The sequence below is a fragment of the Azospirillum tabaci genome (genome assembly GCF_014596085.1).
Taxonomy (GTDB): domain Bacteria; phylum Pseudomonadota; class Alphaproteobacteria; order Azospirillales; family Azospirillaceae; genus Azospirillum; species Azospirillum tabaci.
The window spans coordinates 16,393-34,507 of the sequence record NZ_JACCJY010000019.1; the positions used below are offsets into that span (position 1 = coordinate 16,393).

The 18,115-nt window shown below is 69.0% G+C and carries 15 protein-coding genes and 1 tRNA gene; 11 read left to right on the forward strand and 5 right to left on the reverse strand.

The genetic code is table 11. From position 1 onward, the window contains the following. The first annotated feature begins 56 nt into the window (after nucleotides 1-56). Both H0B54_RS17425 and H0B54_RS17430 read left to right on the forward strand, forming a co-directional pair. Nucleotides 57-1,304: a cation:proton antiporter gene (locus H0B54_RS17425; protein ID WP_188261375.1), complete on the forward strand. Its 1,248-nt coding sequence runs from the start codon at nucleotides 57-59 to the stop codon at nucleotides 1,302-1,304. Between the two features lie 131 nt (nucleotides 1,305-1,435). After that, a complete protein-coding gene (locus H0B54_RS17430; RefSeq protein ID WP_188261376.1) occupies nucleotides 1,436-2,671 on the forward strand; it encodes a YeeE/YedE family protein in 1,236 nt (411 codons plus the stop codon). A gap of 19 nt (nucleotides 2,672-2,690) precedes the next feature. Here the strand turns inward: H0B54_RS17430 and H0B54_RS17435 are convergent, their stop codons facing one another. Continuing rightward, complete coding sequence (locus H0B54_RS17435) at nucleotides 2,691-3,593, reverse strand: LysR substrate-binding domain-containing protein (RefSeq protein WP_188261377.1); 903 nt, start codon at nucleotides 3,591-3,593, stop codon at nucleotides 2,691-2,693. 132 nt (nucleotides 3,594-3,725) lie between these two features. Here H0B54_RS17435 and H0B54_RS17440 point away from each other — a divergent pair, with 132 nt between their 5' ends. The 7 genes from H0B54_RS17440 (at nucleotide 3,726) to H0B54_RS17470 (ending at nucleotide 11,122) form a co-directional block, all read left to right on the forward strand. Continuing rightward, nucleotides 3,726-4,841: an S-(hydroxymethyl)glutathione dehydrogenase/class III alcohol dehydrogenase gene (locus H0B54_RS17440; protein WP_188261464.1), complete on the forward strand. Its 1,116-nt coding sequence runs from the start codon at nucleotides 3,726-3,728 to the stop codon at nucleotides 4,839-4,841. Nucleotides 4,842-4,848: 7 nt separating this feature from the next. Then, the gene (gene fghA / locus H0B54_RS17445; RefSeq protein WP_188261378.1) at nucleotides 4,849-5,700 is read left to right on the forward strand and encodes an S-formylglutathione hydrolase; all 852 of its coding nucleotides are present in this window, start codon (nucleotides 4,849-4,851) and stop codon (nucleotides 5,698-5,700) included. Nucleotides 5,701-5,835: 135 nt separating this feature from the next. After that, entirely contained in the window at nucleotides 5,836-6,822 is a 987-nt protein-coding gene (locus tag H0B54_RS17450) for a TAXI family TRAP transporter solute-binding subunit (protein ID WP_094304879.1), read from the forward strand. A gap of 215 nt (nucleotides 6,823-7,037) precedes the next feature. Continuing rightward, nucleotides 7,038-9,113, forward strand: a complete 2,076-nt coding sequence (locus H0B54_RS17455) for a TRAP transporter permease (protein WP_094304878.1) — start codon at nucleotides 7,038-7,040, stop codon at nucleotides 9,111-9,113. 51 nt (nucleotides 9,114-9,164) lie between these two features. Next, the gene (gene dgcN / locus H0B54_RS17460; RefSeq protein WP_188261379.1) at nucleotides 9,165-10,178 is read left to right on the forward strand and encodes an N-acetyltransferase DgcN; all 1,014 of its coding nucleotides are present in this window, start codon (nucleotides 9,165-9,167) and stop codon (nucleotides 10,176-10,178) included. Between the two features lie 126 nt (nucleotides 10,179-10,304). Continuing rightward, entirely contained in the window at nucleotides 10,305-10,733 is a 429-nt protein-coding gene (locus H0B54_RS17465) for an NUDIX hydrolase (protein ID WP_246472577.1), read from the forward strand. A gap of 302 nt (nucleotides 10,734-11,035) precedes the next feature. Further along, nucleotides 11,036-11,122 (forward strand) — tRNA-Leu (locus H0B54_RS17470). 104 nt (nucleotides 11,123-11,226) lie between these two features. Here the strand turns inward: H0B54_RS17470 and H0B54_RS29875 are convergent. From H0B54_RS29875 to H0B54_RS17485, 3 genes are all read right to left on the reverse strand, one after another. Continuing rightward, nucleotides 11,227-13,389, reverse strand: coding sequence for a hypothetical protein (locus tag H0B54_RS29875; RefSeq protein ID WP_246472578.1), 2,163 nt, complete (start codon nucleotides 13,387-13,389; stop codon nucleotides 11,227-11,229). 66 nt (nucleotides 13,390-13,455) lie between these two features. After that, complete coding sequence (locus H0B54_RS17480) at nucleotides 13,456-13,767, reverse strand: hypothetical protein (RefSeq protein ID WP_188261380.1); 312 nt, start codon at nucleotides 13,765-13,767, stop codon at nucleotides 13,456-13,458. Continuing rightward, complete coding sequence (locus H0B54_RS17485; RefSeq protein WP_343068965.1) at nucleotides 13,764-13,970, reverse strand: hypothetical protein; 207 nt, start codon at nucleotides 13,968-13,970, stop codon at nucleotides 13,764-13,766. Before H0B54_RS17485 ends, H0B54_RS17480 begins: the two co-directional genes overlap by 4 nt. 213 nt (nucleotides 13,971-14,183) lie before the next feature. Between H0B54_RS17485 and H0B54_RS17490 the strand changes: the two genes are divergently transcribed. Then, nucleotides 14,184-14,390, forward strand: a complete 207-nt coding sequence (locus H0B54_RS17490) for a hypothetical protein (protein WP_246472579.1) — start codon at nucleotides 14,184-14,186, stop codon at nucleotides 14,388-14,390. Nucleotides 14,391-14,826: 436 nt separating this feature from the next. On the opposite strand, the gene H0B54_RS17495 is transcribed toward H0B54_RS17490, so the two are convergent. After that, a complete protein-coding gene (locus H0B54_RS17495; RefSeq protein WP_188261382.1) occupies nucleotides 14,827-15,009 on the reverse strand; it encodes a hypothetical protein in 183 nt (60 codons plus the stop codon). Nucleotides 15,010-15,280: 271 nt separating this feature from the next. Between H0B54_RS17495 and H0B54_RS17500 the strand changes: the two genes are divergently transcribed. Next, complete coding sequence (locus H0B54_RS17500; RefSeq protein ID WP_246472594.1) at nucleotides 15,281-17,941, forward strand: DUF3772 domain-containing protein; 2,661 nt, start codon at nucleotides 15,281-15,283, stop codon at nucleotides 17,939-17,941. Nucleotides 17,942-18,115 lie beyond the last annotated feature (174 nt).

The window sequence follows — 18,115 nt, forward strand, 5'->3', positions numbered from 1 at the left end:
GAGGATCGCGGCGGGCGTCCTGTTGGCATGGCTTGTCTCTTTGCCGACGGATGTTCATGGGCACGTTCGAGTTGCTGTCCATCCTGCTGACCCTGGCGGCGCTGTTCAGCTTCGCCAGCCGCGGGCTGCTCGGCCTGCCGGCGACGGCGGGGGTGTTCCTGCTGGCCTTCGGCTTCGCCTTCGCGACGGCGGTGGTCGGGACGCTGGTGCCGGCCATCGACATCCGCGCCTGGGAAGAGCGTCTGGTGACCAGCGCCCACCTGCCCGAAGCGCTGCTGGAAGGAATGCTGGCCTTCCTGCTGTTCGCCGGGGCGGTGGAGCAGGACAGCGGCACGCTGTGGCGGCGGCGCTGGGCGGTGGCGCTGCTGGCAACGCTGGGCGTCGTGGTCTCGACCGCCGTCATGGGGATCGGCATGTGGCTGGTCTTCGACGCCATGGGCCAGCCGGTGCCGCTGATCTGGTGTCTGGTGCTGGGGGCGGCGCTGGCGCCGACCGACCCCGTGGCGGTGCTGGCCGTGCTGCGCAAGGCGCCGCTGCCGGAAGGGCTGCGCACCGCCATCGCTGGGGAGAGCCTGTTCAACGACGGCATGGGGGTGGTGCTGTTCGCCCTCCTGCTCGGGCTGGCCACTGGGACCGACACCGACCTGACGGTGCCGGGCGTCGCCTGGGACATCGTGAAGGAGGCGGGCGGCGGCGTCCTTCTGGGGCTGGCGACCGGCTCCCTGGCCTTCTGGGCGAAAAGCCGGGCGGACGACCCGGCGGTGGAACTGTCGATCTCGCTGGCCCTGGCGGCGGCGACCTACAGCCTCGCCCAGCGGCTCGGCCTGTCCGGCCCGATCGCGGTCGTGGTGGCGGGGCTGCTGATCGGGAACACCGCCAAACACCATGTCTCATCAGAGCGGTCGGGCTTCATCATGAGGGCTTTCTGGTCGATGGTCGACGCGATCCTGAACGCCATCCTGTTCATGCTCGTCGGGCTGGAGGCCGCGCTGGTGCTGTCCTGGCAGGCGCCCGTGATGGTCGCGGCGTTCCTTGCGCCATTGCTGGCGCTGGTGGCCCGGCTGGCGAGCGTGCTGCCCGTCGTCGCCGTCCATCTGCGCAGTCAGCGGAAGGCGGCGGCGATCGCCGTACTGACCTGGGGCGGGGTGCGCGGCGGCATCGCGGTGGCGCTGGTCCTGTCGCTGCCCGGCAACCCGCACCGCGACCTGCTGCTGGTCGCCTGCTACGCCGTGGTCGCCTTCACCATCATCGTGCAGAGCCTGACGCTCGGTCGGCTGGCCCGGCGCCTGTTCCCCGAGGGCTGACGGATAAACCCCGCGCAGGACAGGAATGCGCAGAACGGCCTTTCCTGTGGAAAGCATCCCATTATCTACTGCACCCAATCAGGGCAATCGCCTTTATCAACTCATCATTTTTGTTGTTTTGGAGTGTCGGGATGACGGACACGACTCTGGGCCGGGCGGCGGGTTCGGCCACGCTTCTGCCGGGCATCGACTGGCGGGTGGTCACCGTGGCTCTGCTCGCCCTGGTGGGCGGCGGCCTGTGGATCGGCGACGCCGTGTCGGGGCGGCAGGCGGCGCTCTATCTGGTGGGCGGCGCCATGGGCCTCGTGCTCTACCACGCGCTGTTCGGCTTCACCTCCGCCTTCCGCGTCTTCATCGCGGACCGGCGCGGGGCGGGGCTGCGGGCGCAGATGGTCATGCTGGCCGTGGCCTGCGCGCTGTTCTTTCCGGTGCTGGCGGCGGGGACGCTGTTCGGCACCCCGGTGAAGGGGCTGGTGTCGCCGGTCGGCCTGTCGGTGGTGGCCGGCGCCTTCCTGTTCGGCATCGGCATGCAGTTGGGCGGTGGTTGCGCCTCGGGCACGCTGTTCACGGTGGGCGGCGGCAGCACGCGCATGGTCGTGACGCTGGCCTTCTTCATCGTCGGCTCGGTGCTGGGCGCCTATCACCTGCCCTGGTGGCAGGCGCAATGGACCACCGCCCCGGTGTCGGTGGTCGCGGCCTGGGGCTGGCCGGTGGCGCTGGCGGTGAACCTCGTCCTCTTCGCCGCCGTCTATGCCGGCACCCTCGCGCTGGAGAAGCGGCGCCACGGCCGCCTGATCGAGGGCGCTCCGGCGAAGACCGAGGGGCTGCGGCGTTTCCTGCGCGGTCCCTGGCCGCTGGTCTGGGGAGCGGTCGCGCTGGCCGTGCTGAACTTCGCGACGCTGGCGCTGGCCGGGCGTCCGTGGGGCATCACCTCGGCCTTCGCGCTGTGGGGCAGCAAGGGGCTGGCCGCGCTGGGCGTGGACGTCGCCTCCTGGCCCTTCTGGCAGGCGCCGGCCCAGGCCAAGGCGTTGCAGGACAGCGTGCTGGCCGACGTCACCTCGGTGATGGATTTCGGCATCATCCTGGGCGCGCTGCTCGCCGCCGGTCTGGCCGGCAAGTTCGCCCCGGTGTGGAAGCTGCCGCTGCGGTCGCTGGTGGCGGCGGTGGTCGGCGGGCTGCTGCTCGGCTACGGTTCGCGCCTCGCCTACGGCTGCAACATCGGCGCCTATTTCAGCGGGATCGCCTCGGGCAGCCTGCACGGCTGGGTGTGGATCGTCGCGGCGCTGGCCGGCAATTACCTGGGCACCGCGCTGCGTCCGTTCTTCGGCCTGGAGGTCGAGCGCACGCCGCGCCAAACCGCTTGCTGAACGACCGACTGCCGAGCGGTCAGCGATACTCCGGCCGCCGGGCCAGCCCTTCCTTGAGATGCTGGATCAGCAGCCGCACCTTGGGCGACAGGTGGCGCTGCGGCGGGTAGACGGCCCAGACGGCGGTGTTGGGCGGGCGGTGGGCCTCCAGAAGGGAGACCAGCCGCCCGGCCGTCAGATGCTCCATCACATAATAATCGGGCAACTGGCACAGCCCGAAGCCGCGCAAAGCGGCGTCCAGCACCGCCGTGCCGCTGTTGCAGCGCCAGCGCCCCTGCGGCCGGAACAGCCACTCCGGGCCGCCATCCTCCAGCGAGCCCGCGTCGAAGGTCCAGCCGTCCGCGGTGCCGGTCAGGCAGTCGTGTTCGGCGAGGTCGGCCAGCCGGCGCGGTGTCCCGCGCCGCTCCAGATAGGACGGTGCGGCGCACAGATGCATCACCCGCGGCGCAATCCGCGTGGCGACGAGGCTGGAATCCATCAGCCGCCCCAGCCGCACCGCGAGGTCCACCCCCTCATGCACCAGATCCAGACGTCGGTTCGTCAGTTCGATCTCGACGCGGAGCTGGGGGTGGCGCTCCAGGAAATCGTTCACCAGCGGGACGACGAACCGCTCGCCGTAGGCCACCGCGCAGGTCAGGCGCAGCAGGCCCTTGGGCTCCGCCTGGAGGTCGCTGACAGCGAGCAGCGCCTCGTCCCGCTCCTCGATCAGGCGGCGGCACTGGGTGAGCAGGGAGCGGCCGGCCTCGGTCAGAGTCACGCTGCGGGTGGTGCGGTAGAACAGGCGGGCCTGCAGGCGGTCCTCCAGCCGCGCCACCTGCCGGCTGACCTGCGAGGAGGAGATGCGCAGCCGCTCCGCCGCGCGGGAGAAGCCGCCGCACTCGGCGACCGCCACGAACTCGTCGATGCCATCCCAGCGGCTCACCCGTCCGGCCCCCTTCCGCGCTGATTATCCCCATACGGCAACAATCCTCTCCAACATTGCAGCGTTGTCAACGCGCGCGGAATGCTAACGTCGACCATCAAAGAAACGCGAACGCATGGAGACGGTGGGATGGTGAAGTCACGCGCGGCGGTGGCCTGGGAAGCGAAGCGCCCCCTGGAGATCGAAGAGGTCGAGGTCGCGGCGCCCAAACAGGGCGAAGTTCTGGTGCGCATCGTCGCCACCGGCGTCTGCCACACCGACGCCTACACCCTGTCCGGCATGGATTCGGAAGGCGTGTTCCCGGCGATCCTGGGCCATGAGGGCGCCGGCATCGTCGAGGAGGTCGGGCCGGGCGTCACCTCCGTCCAGGTCGGCGACCATGTCATCCCGCTCTACACGCCGGAATGCGGCAAGTGCAAATTCTGCCTGTCCGGCAAGACCAACCTCTGCCAGGCGATCCGCGCCACCCAGGGCAAGGGGCTGATGCCGGACGGCACCACCCGCTTCACGGCGAAGGGCCAGCCGGTGTTCCACTACATGGGCACCTCCACCTTCTCCGAATACACGGTGCTTCCGGAGATCGCGGTCGCCAAGATCAACAAGGCCGCTCCGCTGGAGAAGGTCTGCCTGCTCGGCTGCGGGGTGACCACCGGCATGGGCGCCGTGCGCAACACCGCGAAGGTCGAGCCGGGCTCGACGGTGGCCATTTTCGGCCTGGGCGGCATCGGCCTGTCGGCGATCATCGGCGCCGTCATGGCCAAGGCGTCGCGCATCATCGGCGTCGACATCAACCCGGACAAGTTCGAGATCGCCAAGCAGCTCGGCGCCACCGACGTGGTGAACCCGCAGGACTACGACCGCCCGATCCAGGAGGTTCTGGTCGAGATGACCGACGGCGGCGTCGATTACAGCTTCGAGTGCATCGGCAACGTCAAGGTGATGCGCGCGGCGCTGGAATGCTGCCACAAGGGCTGGGGCGAGTCGGTGATCATCGGCGTCGCCGGGGCCGGGGAGGAGATCAGCACCCGCCCGTTCCAGCTCGTCACCGGGCGCGTCTGGCGCGGCTCCGCCTTCGGCGGCGTGCGCGGCCGGTCGGAGCTGCCGGATTACGTGGAGCGCTACCTGAAGGGCGAGTTCGAGCTGGACACCTTCATCACCCACACCATGGGTCTGGAGGACATCAACAAGGCCTTCGACCTGATGCACGAGGGCAAGAGCATCCGCTCCGTCATCCTCTACAACCCGTGAGGACCGGATGGAGTCGCAACTGACCCAGATCGCGGCGAACCGCTGCTTCGGCGGTTGGCACAAGCGCTTCCGGCACCGCTCCGCGGTGCTGGACTGCGACATGGTCTTCGCCGTCTATCTGCCGCCGCAGGCCGAATCGGGCAAGGTGCCGGTGTTCTACTGGCTGTCCGGCCTAACCTGCACCGATGAGAACTTCATGCAGAAGGCCGGCGCCATGCGGATGGCGGCGGAACTCGGCATCGCCATCGTCGCGCCGGACACCAGCCCGCGCGGCCCCGACGTGCCCGGCGACCCGGAGGGCGCCTGGGACTTCGGGCTGGGCGCCGGCTTCTACGTCAACGCGACGAGGGAACCGTGGGCGAAGCATTACCGCATGCACGACTATGTGGTGCGGGAACTGCCGGAGCTGGTCGAGGCCGAACTGCCGGTGACGGACCGGCGCTCCATCGCCGGCCATTCCATGGGCGGGCACGGCGCGCTGGTCTGCGCGCTGCGCAATCCGGGCCGCTACCGCGCCGTGTCGGCCTTCGCGCCGATCGGCAACCCGGCGAGCGTGCCCTGGGGCGAGAAGGCGTTCGAGCGCTTCTTCGGCACCGATTACGCGGCGTGGCTGGAGTGGGACAGCTGCGCCCTGCTGGGCCGCGCCACGGAGAAGCTGCCGATCCTGGTGGACCAGGGCGACGCCGACAGCTTCCTGGAGAAGCAGTTGAAGCCGGAAAACCTGCAGCGGGCGGCGGAGGCGGCGGGCCACCCGCTGACCCTGCGGATGCAGCCGGGCTACGACCACAGCTACTTCTTCATCGCCAGCTTCATCGACGACCATCTGCGCCACCACGCGGCGGCGCTGCTGGCGGACTGACGCGTTTCGTCGCGTCATACGGCCCACTTAATCACGGAATGGGCCGTATGACGCGACGGGACACCCATTCGTATCGACAAGCCTCCTACCCAAAGGCATCATTTCGTTACGACGCGAAATAATTGGGAGGTTGTCGTGAACGTCTTGTCCAAGACCCGCCGTTTGGCCTTCGCCGCCGTGGCGGGCGTGGTCGCCATCGGCGCCACCATCGCCGTGGCGCAGACCCCGGCCTTCTTCCGCATCGGCACGGGCGGCACCGCCGGCACCTACTACCCGGTGGGCGGGTTGATCGCCAACGTCATCTCCGGCGCCAACGGCGGCGTACCCGATCTGGTGGCGACCGCCGTGGCCTCCAACGGCTCTGTCGCCAACATCAACGCCATCAAGGGTGGTTCGTCCGAGTCGGGCTTCTCGCAGTCGGACGTCGCCTATTGGGCCCACACCGGCACCGGCCTGTTCGAGGGCAAGGGCAAGGTCGAGGACCTGCGCGTCATCGCCACGCTCTACCCGGAAACCATCCATCTGGTCGCCCGCAAGGACGCCAACATCAAGTCGGTCGCCGACCTGAAGGGCAAGCGGGTGTCGCTGGACGAGCCGGGTTCCGGCACGCTGGTCGACTCGCGCATCGTGCTCGGCGCCTTCGGCCTGACCGAGAAGGACGTGAAGGCGGAGTATCTGAAGCCGGGCCCGGCGGGCGACCGTCTGCGCGACGGCGCGCTGGACGCCTACTTCTTCGTCGGCGGCTACCCGACCGGCGCCATCTCCGAACTCGCGACCTCCTCGGGCATCTCGCTGGTTCCGATCACCGGGCCGGAAATCGACAAGATGCTGGCCCAGTACCAGTTCTTCGCCAAGGACACGGTTCCGGCCAACACCTACAAGGACGTTCCGGAGACGCCGACCATCTCCGTCAACGCCCAGTGGCTGACCAGCGCCAAGCAGCCGGACGACCTCGTCTACAACATCGTCAAGACGCTCTACAACGAGAAGAGCCGCGCCGCGCTCGAAGCCGGTCACGCCAAGGGCAAGCTCGTCACGTTGCAGACGGCGACCAACGGCCTGGGCATCCCGCTGCATCCGGGTGCGGAGAAGTTCTACAAGGAACAGGGCGTCCTGAAGTAAGACGCGCTGATCCCGCCGTTTTTAGCCCTCTCCCCTTTGGGGAGAGGGAGGCCCGAAGGGCCTCTCGCGCAAACGATGTTTGCGCTGACGGCGTCAGGCGAAGCTTTGCTTCGCCGAGAGCCGGTGAGGGGGCCGTGCCTTTGCCGGACATATCTCCATGCGCAACCCCCTCACCCTAACCCTCTCCCCAGAGGGGAGCGGGGAACGGAGCATCCATGACCGATACCCATCGCGATCCGCCATCCGACATCCGGCTGGAGTCCGCGTCCATGGAACTCGACGAGGCCAAGGCGCGGGAGTTGGAGGAGAAGTTCGACTCCGAGATCCGCTTCCGGCCGCTGTCGCCGCTGGCGGGAAAGCTGGTCGGCGGATTGCTGATCGTGCTGTCGCTGTTCCATTACTACACCGCCGGCTTCGGCCTTCTGCCGGAGATGGAGCATCGCGGCATCCATCTGTCCTTCGTGCTGGGCCTCGTCTTCCTGGTCTTCCCCTTCACCAAGCGTGGCTACGGCGAGCCGGTGATGGGCACGCTGCTGCGCCCGCTGGGCATCGGCCTTCAGGACTGGGCTTTGGCCATCGGCGCGGTGGTCGCGGTGATGCACGTGCCGCTGATCCCGCTCGACGATCTGGCCTTCCGCGTCGGCAATCCGACCACCACCGACGTCATCCTGGGCTCCATCCTGATCGTCGTGCTGCTGGAGGCGACGCGCCGGTCGGTCGGCTGGCCGCTGCCGATTATCGGGCTGGTCTTCATGGGCTACGCGATCTGGGGGCCGCAGATGCCCGGGCTGCTGAAGCATCCCGGCGCCACGGTCTCGCAGCTCGTCGATCACCTGTACCTGACGACGCAGGGCGTCTACGGCATCGCGCTCGGCGTGGTGGCGACCTACGTCTTCCATTTCGTGCTGTTCGGCGTCTTCGCCACGCGCATCGGGCTGGGGCAGCTCTTCCTCGACTGCGCGGCCTGGGTGGCCGGGCGCTACGCGGGCGGTCCCGCCAAGGTCGCCATCTTCGGGTCGGCGCTGTTCGGCATGATCTCCGGTTCCTCGGTCGCCAACACGGTGACGGTGGGCTCGCTGACCATCCCGGCCATGAAGCGGCTGGGCTACAAGCCGCATTTCGCCGCCGCCGTGGAGTCGACGGCGTCCACCGGCGGCCAGATCACCCCGCCGATCATGGGCGCCGCCGCCTTCCTGATGATCGAGTTCCTGAACCTCCCCTACACGACCATCATCATGGCGGCCATCGTTCCGGCCTTCATGCATTTCTTCGGCGTTCTGGTTCAGGTGCATTTCGAGGCCAAGCGCAACGGCCTGCGCGGTCTGCGCCCCGACGAGATGCCGGATCTGAAGGAAGCCTTCCGCCGCGACTGGCCGACGGTCATCCCGCTGGTCGTGCTGATCGGCATCCTGATCGCCGGCTACACGCCCTACATGGCGGCCTTCTGGGGCATCACGCTGTGCATTGCGGTCGGCCTGCTGAACCCGCGCAAGCGCATGACCATCTGGGAGGTCCTGGACGGTCTGCGTGACGGCGCCAAATACGCGCTGGCGGTGGGTGCCGCCGCCGCCACGGTGGGCATCGTCGTCGGCGTGGTCACGCTGACCGGCGTGGGCTTCAAGATCTCCTACATCGTCACCTCCACCGCGGGGGACATGGCGGCCTGGGCTGGGGCCTTCCTGCCGGGCTGGCTGGCCGACGCCAAGGGGCTGACCCTGCTGTTCACCCTGATCATGACCGGCATCGTCTGCATCCTGATGGGCTGCGGCATCCCGACCACGGCCAATTACATCATCATGGCGACCATCGCCGCCCCGGCGCTCGGCCTGCTGGGCGTGGCGCCGATCGTGGCACACTTCTTCGTCTTCTATTACGGCGTGCTGGCCGACATCACGCCGCCGGTGGCGCTGGCCGCCTACGCGGCGGCGGGCATGGCGGGGGCCGACCCCTTCAAGACCGGCAACACCGCCTTCCGGCTGGGTCTGGCGAAGGCGCTGGTGCCCTTCGTCTTCGTCTTCTCGCCGTCGCTGCTTCTGGTGGCGCCGGGCTTCAACTGGCCGGACTTCTTCATCGCCTTCCTCGGCTGCATCGTCGGCATCGTCTGTCTGGGCGCCACCCTGACCGGCTGGCTGCTGACCCACATGCGGGGGTGGGAGCGGTTGCTGCTGGGCATCGCCGCGATTCTGCTGGTGACGCCGGAGCTGTATTCGTCGCTGCTGGGGCTGGCGCTGATCGTGCCCGTCCTGCTCCGCCAGATGTCCGCCCGCCGCCTGACGCCCGAGGTTGCCTGACCCCCGAAGCCTCCTGATAAGAACAACCGGTCTCTTCGAGAGGACCCGACTATGAACATTCCCCACCCCTACCTGATGTTCCTCGGCGATGTGCAGGACCAGCTCGGCGCCAAGACGGCGCAGGGCATCGTGGACTGGCGGCGCGACTGGTGCCTGGGCCAGATCCGGCTGGAGGGCTGCAAGGCCGACCTCGGCATCCCCGACATGACGATCGCGGAGGCGGCGGGGCAGGGCGCCCGCACGCTGGTGGTCGGCGTGGTCAACGCCGGCGGCGTCCTGCCGGAGCATTGGACGACCGCCATCGTCCAGGCCATCGAGTCCGGCATGGACGTGGCGAGCGGCCTCCACACGCGGCTGGAGAGCATCCCCGCCATCGCCGAAGCGGCGGCGAGCCACGGCCGCCAGCTCTTCAACGTGCGTCATTCCGACCAGCGCTTCGCCACCGGCAAAGGCACCAAGCGTCCGGGCCGACGGCTGCTGACGGTCGGCACCGACTGTTCCGTCGGCAAGAAGTACACGGCGCTGGCCTTGGAGAAGGAAATGCGCGCCCGCGGCATGGACGCGGATTTCCGTGCCACCGGCCAGACCGGCGTCTTCATCTCCGGACGCGGGGTCGCCATCGACGCGGTGGTGGCGGACTTCATCTCCGGCGCGGTGGAGTGGATCGCCCCGGCGGCCGACCCGGCCCATTGGGACCTGATCGAGGGGCAGGGCTCGCTCTACCATCCGTCCTTCGCCGGCGTGTCGCTGGGGCTGCTGCACGGCGCCCAGCCCGACGCCTTCGTCGTCTGCCACGAGCCGACCCGCAGCACCATGCGCGGCGTGCAGCACCCGCTGCCCTCGATCCAGGAGGTCATCGATCTGACCATCCGCTGCGGACGGCTGACCAACCCCGCCATCCGCCCGGTCGGAATCGCCATCAACACCAAGGCCTATGGCGAGGACGAGGCGCGCGCCTGCCTGGAGGCGGCGGCCAAGGCCCATGGCCTTCCGGCCAGTGACCCCATCCGGTTTGGTGTAGGCAAAATTATTGACCGTCTGACGGAAGAATTTGCCACTGAGTAACGTTAATAAGGGATGATCATGGTGCCGACGGGCGGCACGGAGCACAGCCGCCCATCGTCATAAGAATGATCGCCCGCCATCCCATTCAGCCGAATTGGATCACGGGTCAGGCCTTCCCACTTGGACATGATGAGCAGCCGCACTCCCGCCACCCAATACGCCGCCCTTCCATTCCGCCTTCGCAACGGCCGGCCGGAAATCCTGCTGGTCACGTCGCGGGAAACCAAGCGGTGGATCATCCCCAAGGGGTGGGCGGAGGAAGGCGTGAAGCCTTGCGCCATGGCGGCGCGGGAGGCCTACGAGGAAGCCGGCGTGCGGGGCACCGTCGATCACCGGCCCTTCGGCAACTTCCGCTACATGAAGCGGCTGAGCGTCAACAAGTCGGTGCTGTGCGCGGTGACCGTCTTCCTTCTGGAAGTCGATGAGGTGCTGGACGAGTGGCCGGAAAAGGGCCAGCGCGAGCGCCGCTGGCTGACCCCGTCCCAGGCCGCTCTGGCAGTGGGGGAAAGCGGCCTCGTGGAGATGCTGCTGCGGCTGGGCATTCCGCCGGACTGAAACTGTCCGGCGACGACGGCGGCAGGGAAGCCGACCTCCAGCCCAGCCGCCTCGGGCTCCGTCAACCGGTGTTCGTTTGCTCGGGCAGTGCATGCCGCTTGCTTATCCCTTTGGAATGCGATAACAGGGCGCGGCGCGCACGGAAGGGTGCGCGGGCGGGCTGGAAAGGCCTGTCGGCGGCTTGTCCGCAAGATGAGAAAGTTGTTGCATTCCGATGCGGCGCCGCGTAACGTCCCGCGTAGGAAAGCAAAGTAATTCAATGGGTTGGACAGTCATGCCCAGCCCATTCGAACGATGAAGTCGCGGTCGTGGCGGAATTGGTAGACGCGCAGCGTTGAGGTCGCTGTGGCAGAAATGCTGTGGAAGTTCGAGTCTTCTCGACCGCACCATCCTTACCGTCGGCGCGTTGCCGGATGGTTATGAAAACCGGGGCCTTCTCAGGCCCCTTTTTCATGCCCGCAAGGAGCGGGTCCTTCCCATCACTCCTCCCCCATCACTCCTCAAGGGTCCAGTTCCCGGCGGTCCGGCAGGTGCGCAGCGCGGTTCCGGCGTCCCGTCCGGCAGGGGTGGTGACGACATGGGTCAGCGCGAAGCACAGCCGTCCGCGATCCTTCGGGTCGGCGATGCGGCCCGTCACGGTGATCCGCCCCGATCGCAAGCCGTCTCCCGATATCCACTCCTGGCCGGCCGCTCCCCGCTCCGTGCCCGACGCGGCCAGCGCGCCGAGGAAAGCCCCGGCGACCAGCGGCTGGTCATCGCGGTTCATGCGCAGGCGGGTCGCGTTGCTCCAGCCCGGTCCGACCAGCAGTTCCGGCGTCCGGACGTTGACGGCCACCCGGTCGGCGGCGATGGCCACCACGAGATCCAGCGGGTCTTCGGGCGCCACGCCCGGCGGCGTGTCAACCAGCCCGGTCAGGCTGGCGAGCCCCGTCCGCGTGCCCTCGCCCATCTTGCCGTCGATGGCCCCGTCATAACGGCCCAGCCGGGCCAGCGCCCGTTGCGCCGCCATGATCCGTTCCTCCGGCGTCAGGACGCGCGGGGCGGGCAGCGGAGCGCGGCCCTCGGTGATCGCTTCCACGTCGAGCCGGTGGTTCAGCCGGCTGAAGCCCGGCCCGCCGTTCCACCAGGTCAGCAGGCCGAGATGGATCGCCGCCGCGGCGGACAGCAGGACGAGCGGCCACGACCCCTGGTCCGGCGCGCGGACCGGCCCGCCGAAGGCCGCGCCCAGGGCCCCGCGCACCACCCCGCGCACCAGCGCCCAAAGGCCCAGCCCGGCGGCGATGGGAAGCCCGATGTCCCAGCCCAGCCGCAGCCCCGCCGGTGCTGGCTGTTCGGGTGTCGCGCCGGTCAACAGGGCCGGACCGTCCACGCCCGCCACCAGAAGAAGGACCAGGGCGAGCAGCCCCGCCGCGGCGATCCAGCTTCGCGCGACGGCGGTGCGGCTGGTCTCGGCGAACCGTTCCGCCAGCACGGCAGCGGCTTCCTTCACGAAGGCGGGGCTGACGCAGCCCTCATGGTCGGCCACGATCGCCGCGGCGTCCGGTTCCCGGCCCCGCAGGACCGCTTCGGCGATGGAGCGGGTCAGGCGGTAGGCGCCGGCCAGGGCGAAGGCGTCGGCGGGCGGCAACGCCGCGATGCGCGCCAGCACCGGGGCCAGCACGGTGTCCAGGAAGGGAGGGAGGGGGGCGGAATCGCCGTCCGGCCCGACGGTTTCCACCTCGAACGGCACGCCGTCGCAGTCCCAGGACAGCGCGACCACCGTCAGCGTGCCGCTGCGCTGGTAGAGAAGCTGCGTGCCGGAATGGCGCACCGTGGCGGGCGCGGGGTTGGCGAGCGCGGCGAAACCGGCGAAGCCGGCCTCCTCCAGCGCCATCCGCACCGCCGCCGGGGCATCCGGCGGGGCGGTGAGGCTGTAGGACGGGTGGGCGGTCAGGCGGGGGTGATGAATGTGGGTGAACTGCCCGACCCCGCCGCAGGTCTCGCAGGCGACCACCCCGTCGCCCGCGCAGACCGGGCAGCGGTGCTGGCCGCGTCCGCCGCACTCCGGGCAGTCCGGCGTCTCGGCGGTCGCGGAGTGGGTGCAACGGATCTTGCCGCCGCGGCAGCCGTCGCCCCCGCAGGCCCGCACCCCGCCGCCGTTGCAGCCGGTGCAGACCTCGTGCAGGTAGTAGGGGCCGCGCAGCGAGGGCAGGGGCGGCAATGGCTCCTCCGCCGCGGCCATCGCCTCGACCCGCTCGTCCAGCGGGCCGAGCAGCGTGGCGAAGCGGTGGGCCGTTTCCAGCGAGGCGGCCTCGGCGTCCAGGTCGCGGGCCAGCGTCGCGTTCAACTCGGCGGCGTTGCGGCAATAGATGGCGAAGCGCACCATCTCTGCGCCCAGCCGGACCTCCACCTCGGTCGCCCAGTCGATGCTCAGGGTCAGATGGGCGCCGACCATCACCTCGCGCTGCTGGGCTTGGCGAAGCGTCACCCCTTCCGGTGCCGGGACGTTGCCGGACGCCGCCCGGCGCAGCCGCCGGATTAGGGCGGTTTGAGGAACGGTCGGGGCGGCAGCGGGCCGGTGACGATCGTCCGGAGGCGGGTCGCCGGGAGGGAGATCGCTCGGGTCCAGTTGGACTGGACCAAGGCCGTTCCGGTCGAAGTCGAGGCTGTCGGGCATGGGGCGTGCGTGTCCGCGAACAGGGGCGCCGGCACAGGAATAGGCCGCGGACGCCGGAACGGAAGGTCAGGCGGCGACGTCCGGCGCCGGGCCGCCGGTGCTCGGCGCCCGGTCTTCGGATTCACGGTCGCCGAAGTCCTCGTCCTCGGGCGCGTCGCCGGAGGTCGGCGGCGCCGCAAGGCTCTCCGGGGCGGGGGCATGGCGGACCCAGCGGCGGCCCTCCATGGCGAAGCCGTGATCGCGGAACCACAGCCGTTCCGCCTCGTCGGCGGCGCGGAACAGCACCAGTGTCCAGGCGTCGCTGTCCTGCGTCCCGTCGCCCCCGTTGTCGGGCATCGCGTAGGGCTGGAGCGAATAGGGGAAGTCGTCGCGGGTCACTGCATGCCCCCCTTATTGGAGCCGCCGGAGCCGGATGGCCGCGCTGAGGCGGGCGGGGGTTCGGAGCCGTCCCCCTCGATCGGTTCCAGGTCGCTTTCGGCGGCGTATTTGATGAGACGGCCGTCGGCCAGACGGATGTCGTAGGTCGGCTCACCGGCAAGGGTTCGTGCGACGACGAGGGCCTCCTGGCCCGCAAACCTCACCCGTGTTCCCAACCGCAGCATTCCGCCCCCGACTGTGTCTTGCTCGTCGTCGCAGGCTAAGGATTCGGCCGGGGGTGTGCTGTGTCAAAAACCGGACGCCAAAGGAGCAGGGCTGTGCTTGCGGGGTTCTCCCCTTGCGGGGCTTGGTGCGCCGGGCCCTTTGCGCTGTTGATGATGCAAAAGGACAGGTGTGGTGCAACGATGGAGGTGTTCATGCCCGCACAGCAGGACAACGGCAGCCAGAAGCCGTCCGTCATCGATCTGGTGACCGATCCCGAGAAGTTCGATCAGTGGCAGCGCCAGCGGGAACGCGACGAGGCGTCGTCGGACGGCGACCGTGGCCAGGAGCGCGGCCGGGGAGACGATCGTGGCGGTGAGCCTGGTCGGGGCCGGTCGGACAGCCCTGGCGGACGGGACTGACCGCCTGAGACGATGGCTCGGGATTGATCGGGCGGTTACTCGGCGGCCTCACGGGACGGCTGCGCCTCCGCCGGAATGCCGAGCGGGGCGCCGCAATGGAATTGAATGAGCCGGCGCTCGACCCGGATCAGATAGGCGCGCGCGTCCAATCCCACAGGGCCGCGGCTGTGTTCGCGGACAAGCCTGATGGCACGACAGGCATAGCCGCAGTCCGGTGTGGCATACTCGCACAAGGGGATCGTCCGCCTAAGGGTGTCGGTCCCAAAGTCTTACTCCCTTCGATAAGTCTCGTCGAGCTTCGGTTGCGACTCGAACACAATGTCACAACGCAACGTTCGGTTCGTGCATCGGTCTGACGCAAACCGGTAGCATACTATTGTATGCAACGCTGAATTCGCACGTCCTGCCATTGCCGGCCAAGCAATGGTTGAGGGGGTCAGTTCGACCCTGGATTGCTCTCGGTCAGCGCGCCGGGCTGCGCGCCTTCCAGAACCGCGAGATACTCCAAAAGCCGTTCCAGCGTTTCGGTCGGCATCCCGACGGACGGGACGTCGTTGCGTTTGGCGGCCTTCAGCGCGGTGCGGAGCAGGGTGCGGTCGATGTCGGTCAAGCCGGCCATGATGATGACGTGCGTATGAAGCGACGATACGCAACCTGTATCATCAAGACCCGCAACCACGCCATGCCCAATCCGAAGGCAGGCGCACGAAACGGCGGACCCGCAGCCGCGCCTCCGGTTCGCGCAAGCGGATCCGCACTTCCAAACGGCTCTGTCACATCCTGGTGACACGACGTGCCATACTTTTGCCGCGACACCGAAGAGTATAGGTATCCCTTTTCCCGGTTCGCCGGGGCCGCAGTCATTGGCCAAGAAGAGACTTCGAACGGTGATGCAGACCTCCTTCGCCTTCCGTCGCCGGATCGGCCGGCTCCTGGCAGTCCTGATGCTGTGTGGCGCGCTCGCGGCGGGCGCCGTCGTTCCATCGGCCCTGGCCCAGTCCGCCGCTCCGGCGGCGGAAGCGGCGGCGGACTTCAAGACCAAGCTGCCGCAATGGCAGAACGCGTTGGAGAGGGCGGCCAACCGCATCGCCGGCGGCGATCTGGCGAACACCGAATACGAGACCCTGCGCGCCGATCTGGCCAAGATCCAGCAGGAGGTCCGGGAGGCCGGAGCCGCCGCGTCGGCCGCCCGTGACACCGCGCAGCGCATGCTGGACGCTCTGGGTCCGCCGCCGGCCCAGGGCGCTCCGCCGGAGGAGGCGGGGATCGCCGCGGAGCGCAAGCGCCTGAGCCAGACCATCGGCGAGGCGGAAGGGCGGGCCAAGCAGACCGAGCTGATCGTCACCCGCGCCGACATCCTGCTGCGCACCGCCGCCGACCAGCGCATGACCCAACTCACCGAGCAGATCGTCCGGCGTGGCCCGGTGCCGCTGCTGCCCGCCACCTGGGCCGCCCTGCCCGAGCAGACGGCCTATGTGCAGGAGCGCATCGGGCGGGCCTTCGGCATCGTGATGGGCGACGATGAATGGCGTGGCCGTCTGTACGGTCTGGGAGCGCTCGCCGCCATTCTGTTCCTGGTGGCCTGGCCGGTGCGCCGGGTGCTGCTGCGCCGCTATGGCCATCGCGATCTGGAGGAGCGGCCCAGCTACCGCCAGCGGGTGGTGGCGATGGCGGTGGAGGCGCTGGCCCGCTGCCTGGTGCCGCTGGTGCCGACGCTGGTGCTGAGCGGCGCCCTGGTCGGGCTGCTGCGCGACGCGGCGGACGCCGGGCCGCTGACCGCTCTGGTGGTCGGGGTGTCGGGCGGCCTGACCGCCTATTTCCTGGTCACCGGCGTCGCCCGCGCCACCCTGGCGCCCGACTACCCGTCCTGGCAGTTGGCCAACCTCGACCCGGAGAGCGCGCGGCGTCTGGTCCGCCGCGTCCCGCTCGTCATGATCGGGCTGGCGCTGGCCGGCACCGGCATCGCCCTGTCGGAAGGGATGTTCACCCCGCCGGAACTGCGGTCGATCACCGGCTTCGGCACCATGGCGCTGATCGCCGTGTCGCTGCTGTTCCTCTACCCCGATCACCTCTGGCTCGCCGCCCCGCCGCCGGACGCCGAGGAGACCGACGATTGCGGGTGCCCCGAGCCCACGCCCGCGGCCGGAATCGACGTCACCCTGCCGCCTCCGGCCGCGACTCCCGCCGTGGCGGAGGCCGAGGACGTGCCGCCCGTCCGCCCGCGGGTCGTCGGGCTGCGTCTGCGGCTGCTGATCGGGGCGGTGGCGCTCGCCTCGCTGGTCGCCTCGGGCGCCGGTTACCTGGTGGGCGCGATCTACGCCTCGAAGCTGATGCTGACCACCCTCATCCTCGGCGGCGTCCTGCTGGTGGCGCGCGGCGTCCTTCGCGAACTGCTGTGCGTCCTGCTGGAACGCGGCGGCGGGCAGGTGGCGGAGGTGCGCGACATCGTGATCGCCACCGATCGCGGCCGGCGGATGCTCGGGCAGGCCGGGCGGACGGTGATCGACGGGCTGCTGCTGACCGTGGCGGCCTTCTTCCTGCTGCCGCTGACCGGCATGACCCTGTCGGAGATGAAGGGGCTGGCCGACGGCTTCCTCAGCGGCGTCACGGTGGGCGGCGTGCGCATCGCGCCGGGCGACATCATGTCGGCGCTGATGGTGCTGGGCGTCGTCGTCGCGGTGACCCGCTTCATCCAGCGTCAGTTGGACGAGCGCATCCTCGGTCGCGTCAACATGGACGACGGGGTGCGCAACTCCATCCGTATGGGCGTCGGCTATCTCGGAACCACCATGGCGGTGCTGATGTCGGTCGGCACGCTGGGGCTCGACCTGTCCAGCCTTGCCATGATCGCGTCGGCCTTGTCGGTCGGTATCGGTTTCGGCCTCCAGAATGTCGTCAGCAACTTCATCTCCGGCCTGATCATGCTCGTGGAACGCCCGGTGAAGGTGGGCGACTGGGTGGTCGTGAACGGGCTGGAGGGCACGGTGCGCCGCATCAGCGTCCGCGCGACGGAAATCCAGACCTTCCAGCGCGCCTCCGTCATCATCCCCAACTCGGAGTTCATCTCCAAGGCGGTGGTGAATTGGACGCTGAAGGACAAGACCACCCGCATCGAGATCAAGGTCCGCGTCACCTACGACACCGACGCGCGGCAGGTCTACGCGCTGCTGCTGAGGATCGGCTACGGCCACGCGCAGGTGCTGCACAACCCGGAACCGATCGTGATGTTCCGCGACTTCGGGCCGAGCGGGCCGGAGTTCGAACTGCGCTGCTTCGTCGCCAACACCGAACACATCATCCCGGTCCGCAACGAGCTGCGCATGCGCATCCTGGAGCAGTTCCGCGAGCAGGGCATCCAGATGCCCTTCGACCAGCAGACCGTTCACATGCCGAAGGTCGAGGCGATGCTGGAGGTTCTCCTGGCCGAGCGCCGTGCCCAGACCGGCGTGCCGGAGCTTCAGGTGGTGGCCGACGGCGGTGGCAAGGTCGTGCCGCTGGCCGACACGCTGGCCAATACGCTCAACGACCGTGGACCGCGCACCGCTACGTAAGTCTTAGGCGCGGTGTCCAGAACCCCAGCACGGCGCTGAGGCGTCCTCCTCGGGCGCTTGGGAGCGCAGGAGAAACTCATCAACGCTCTCCTGCGGCTAATCAGGGGGTGATGCGCGGCATCCCGTTCAGCGCATTTCATCCTACGCAAGAAGGGTGATGTTTCGCTACCTTGG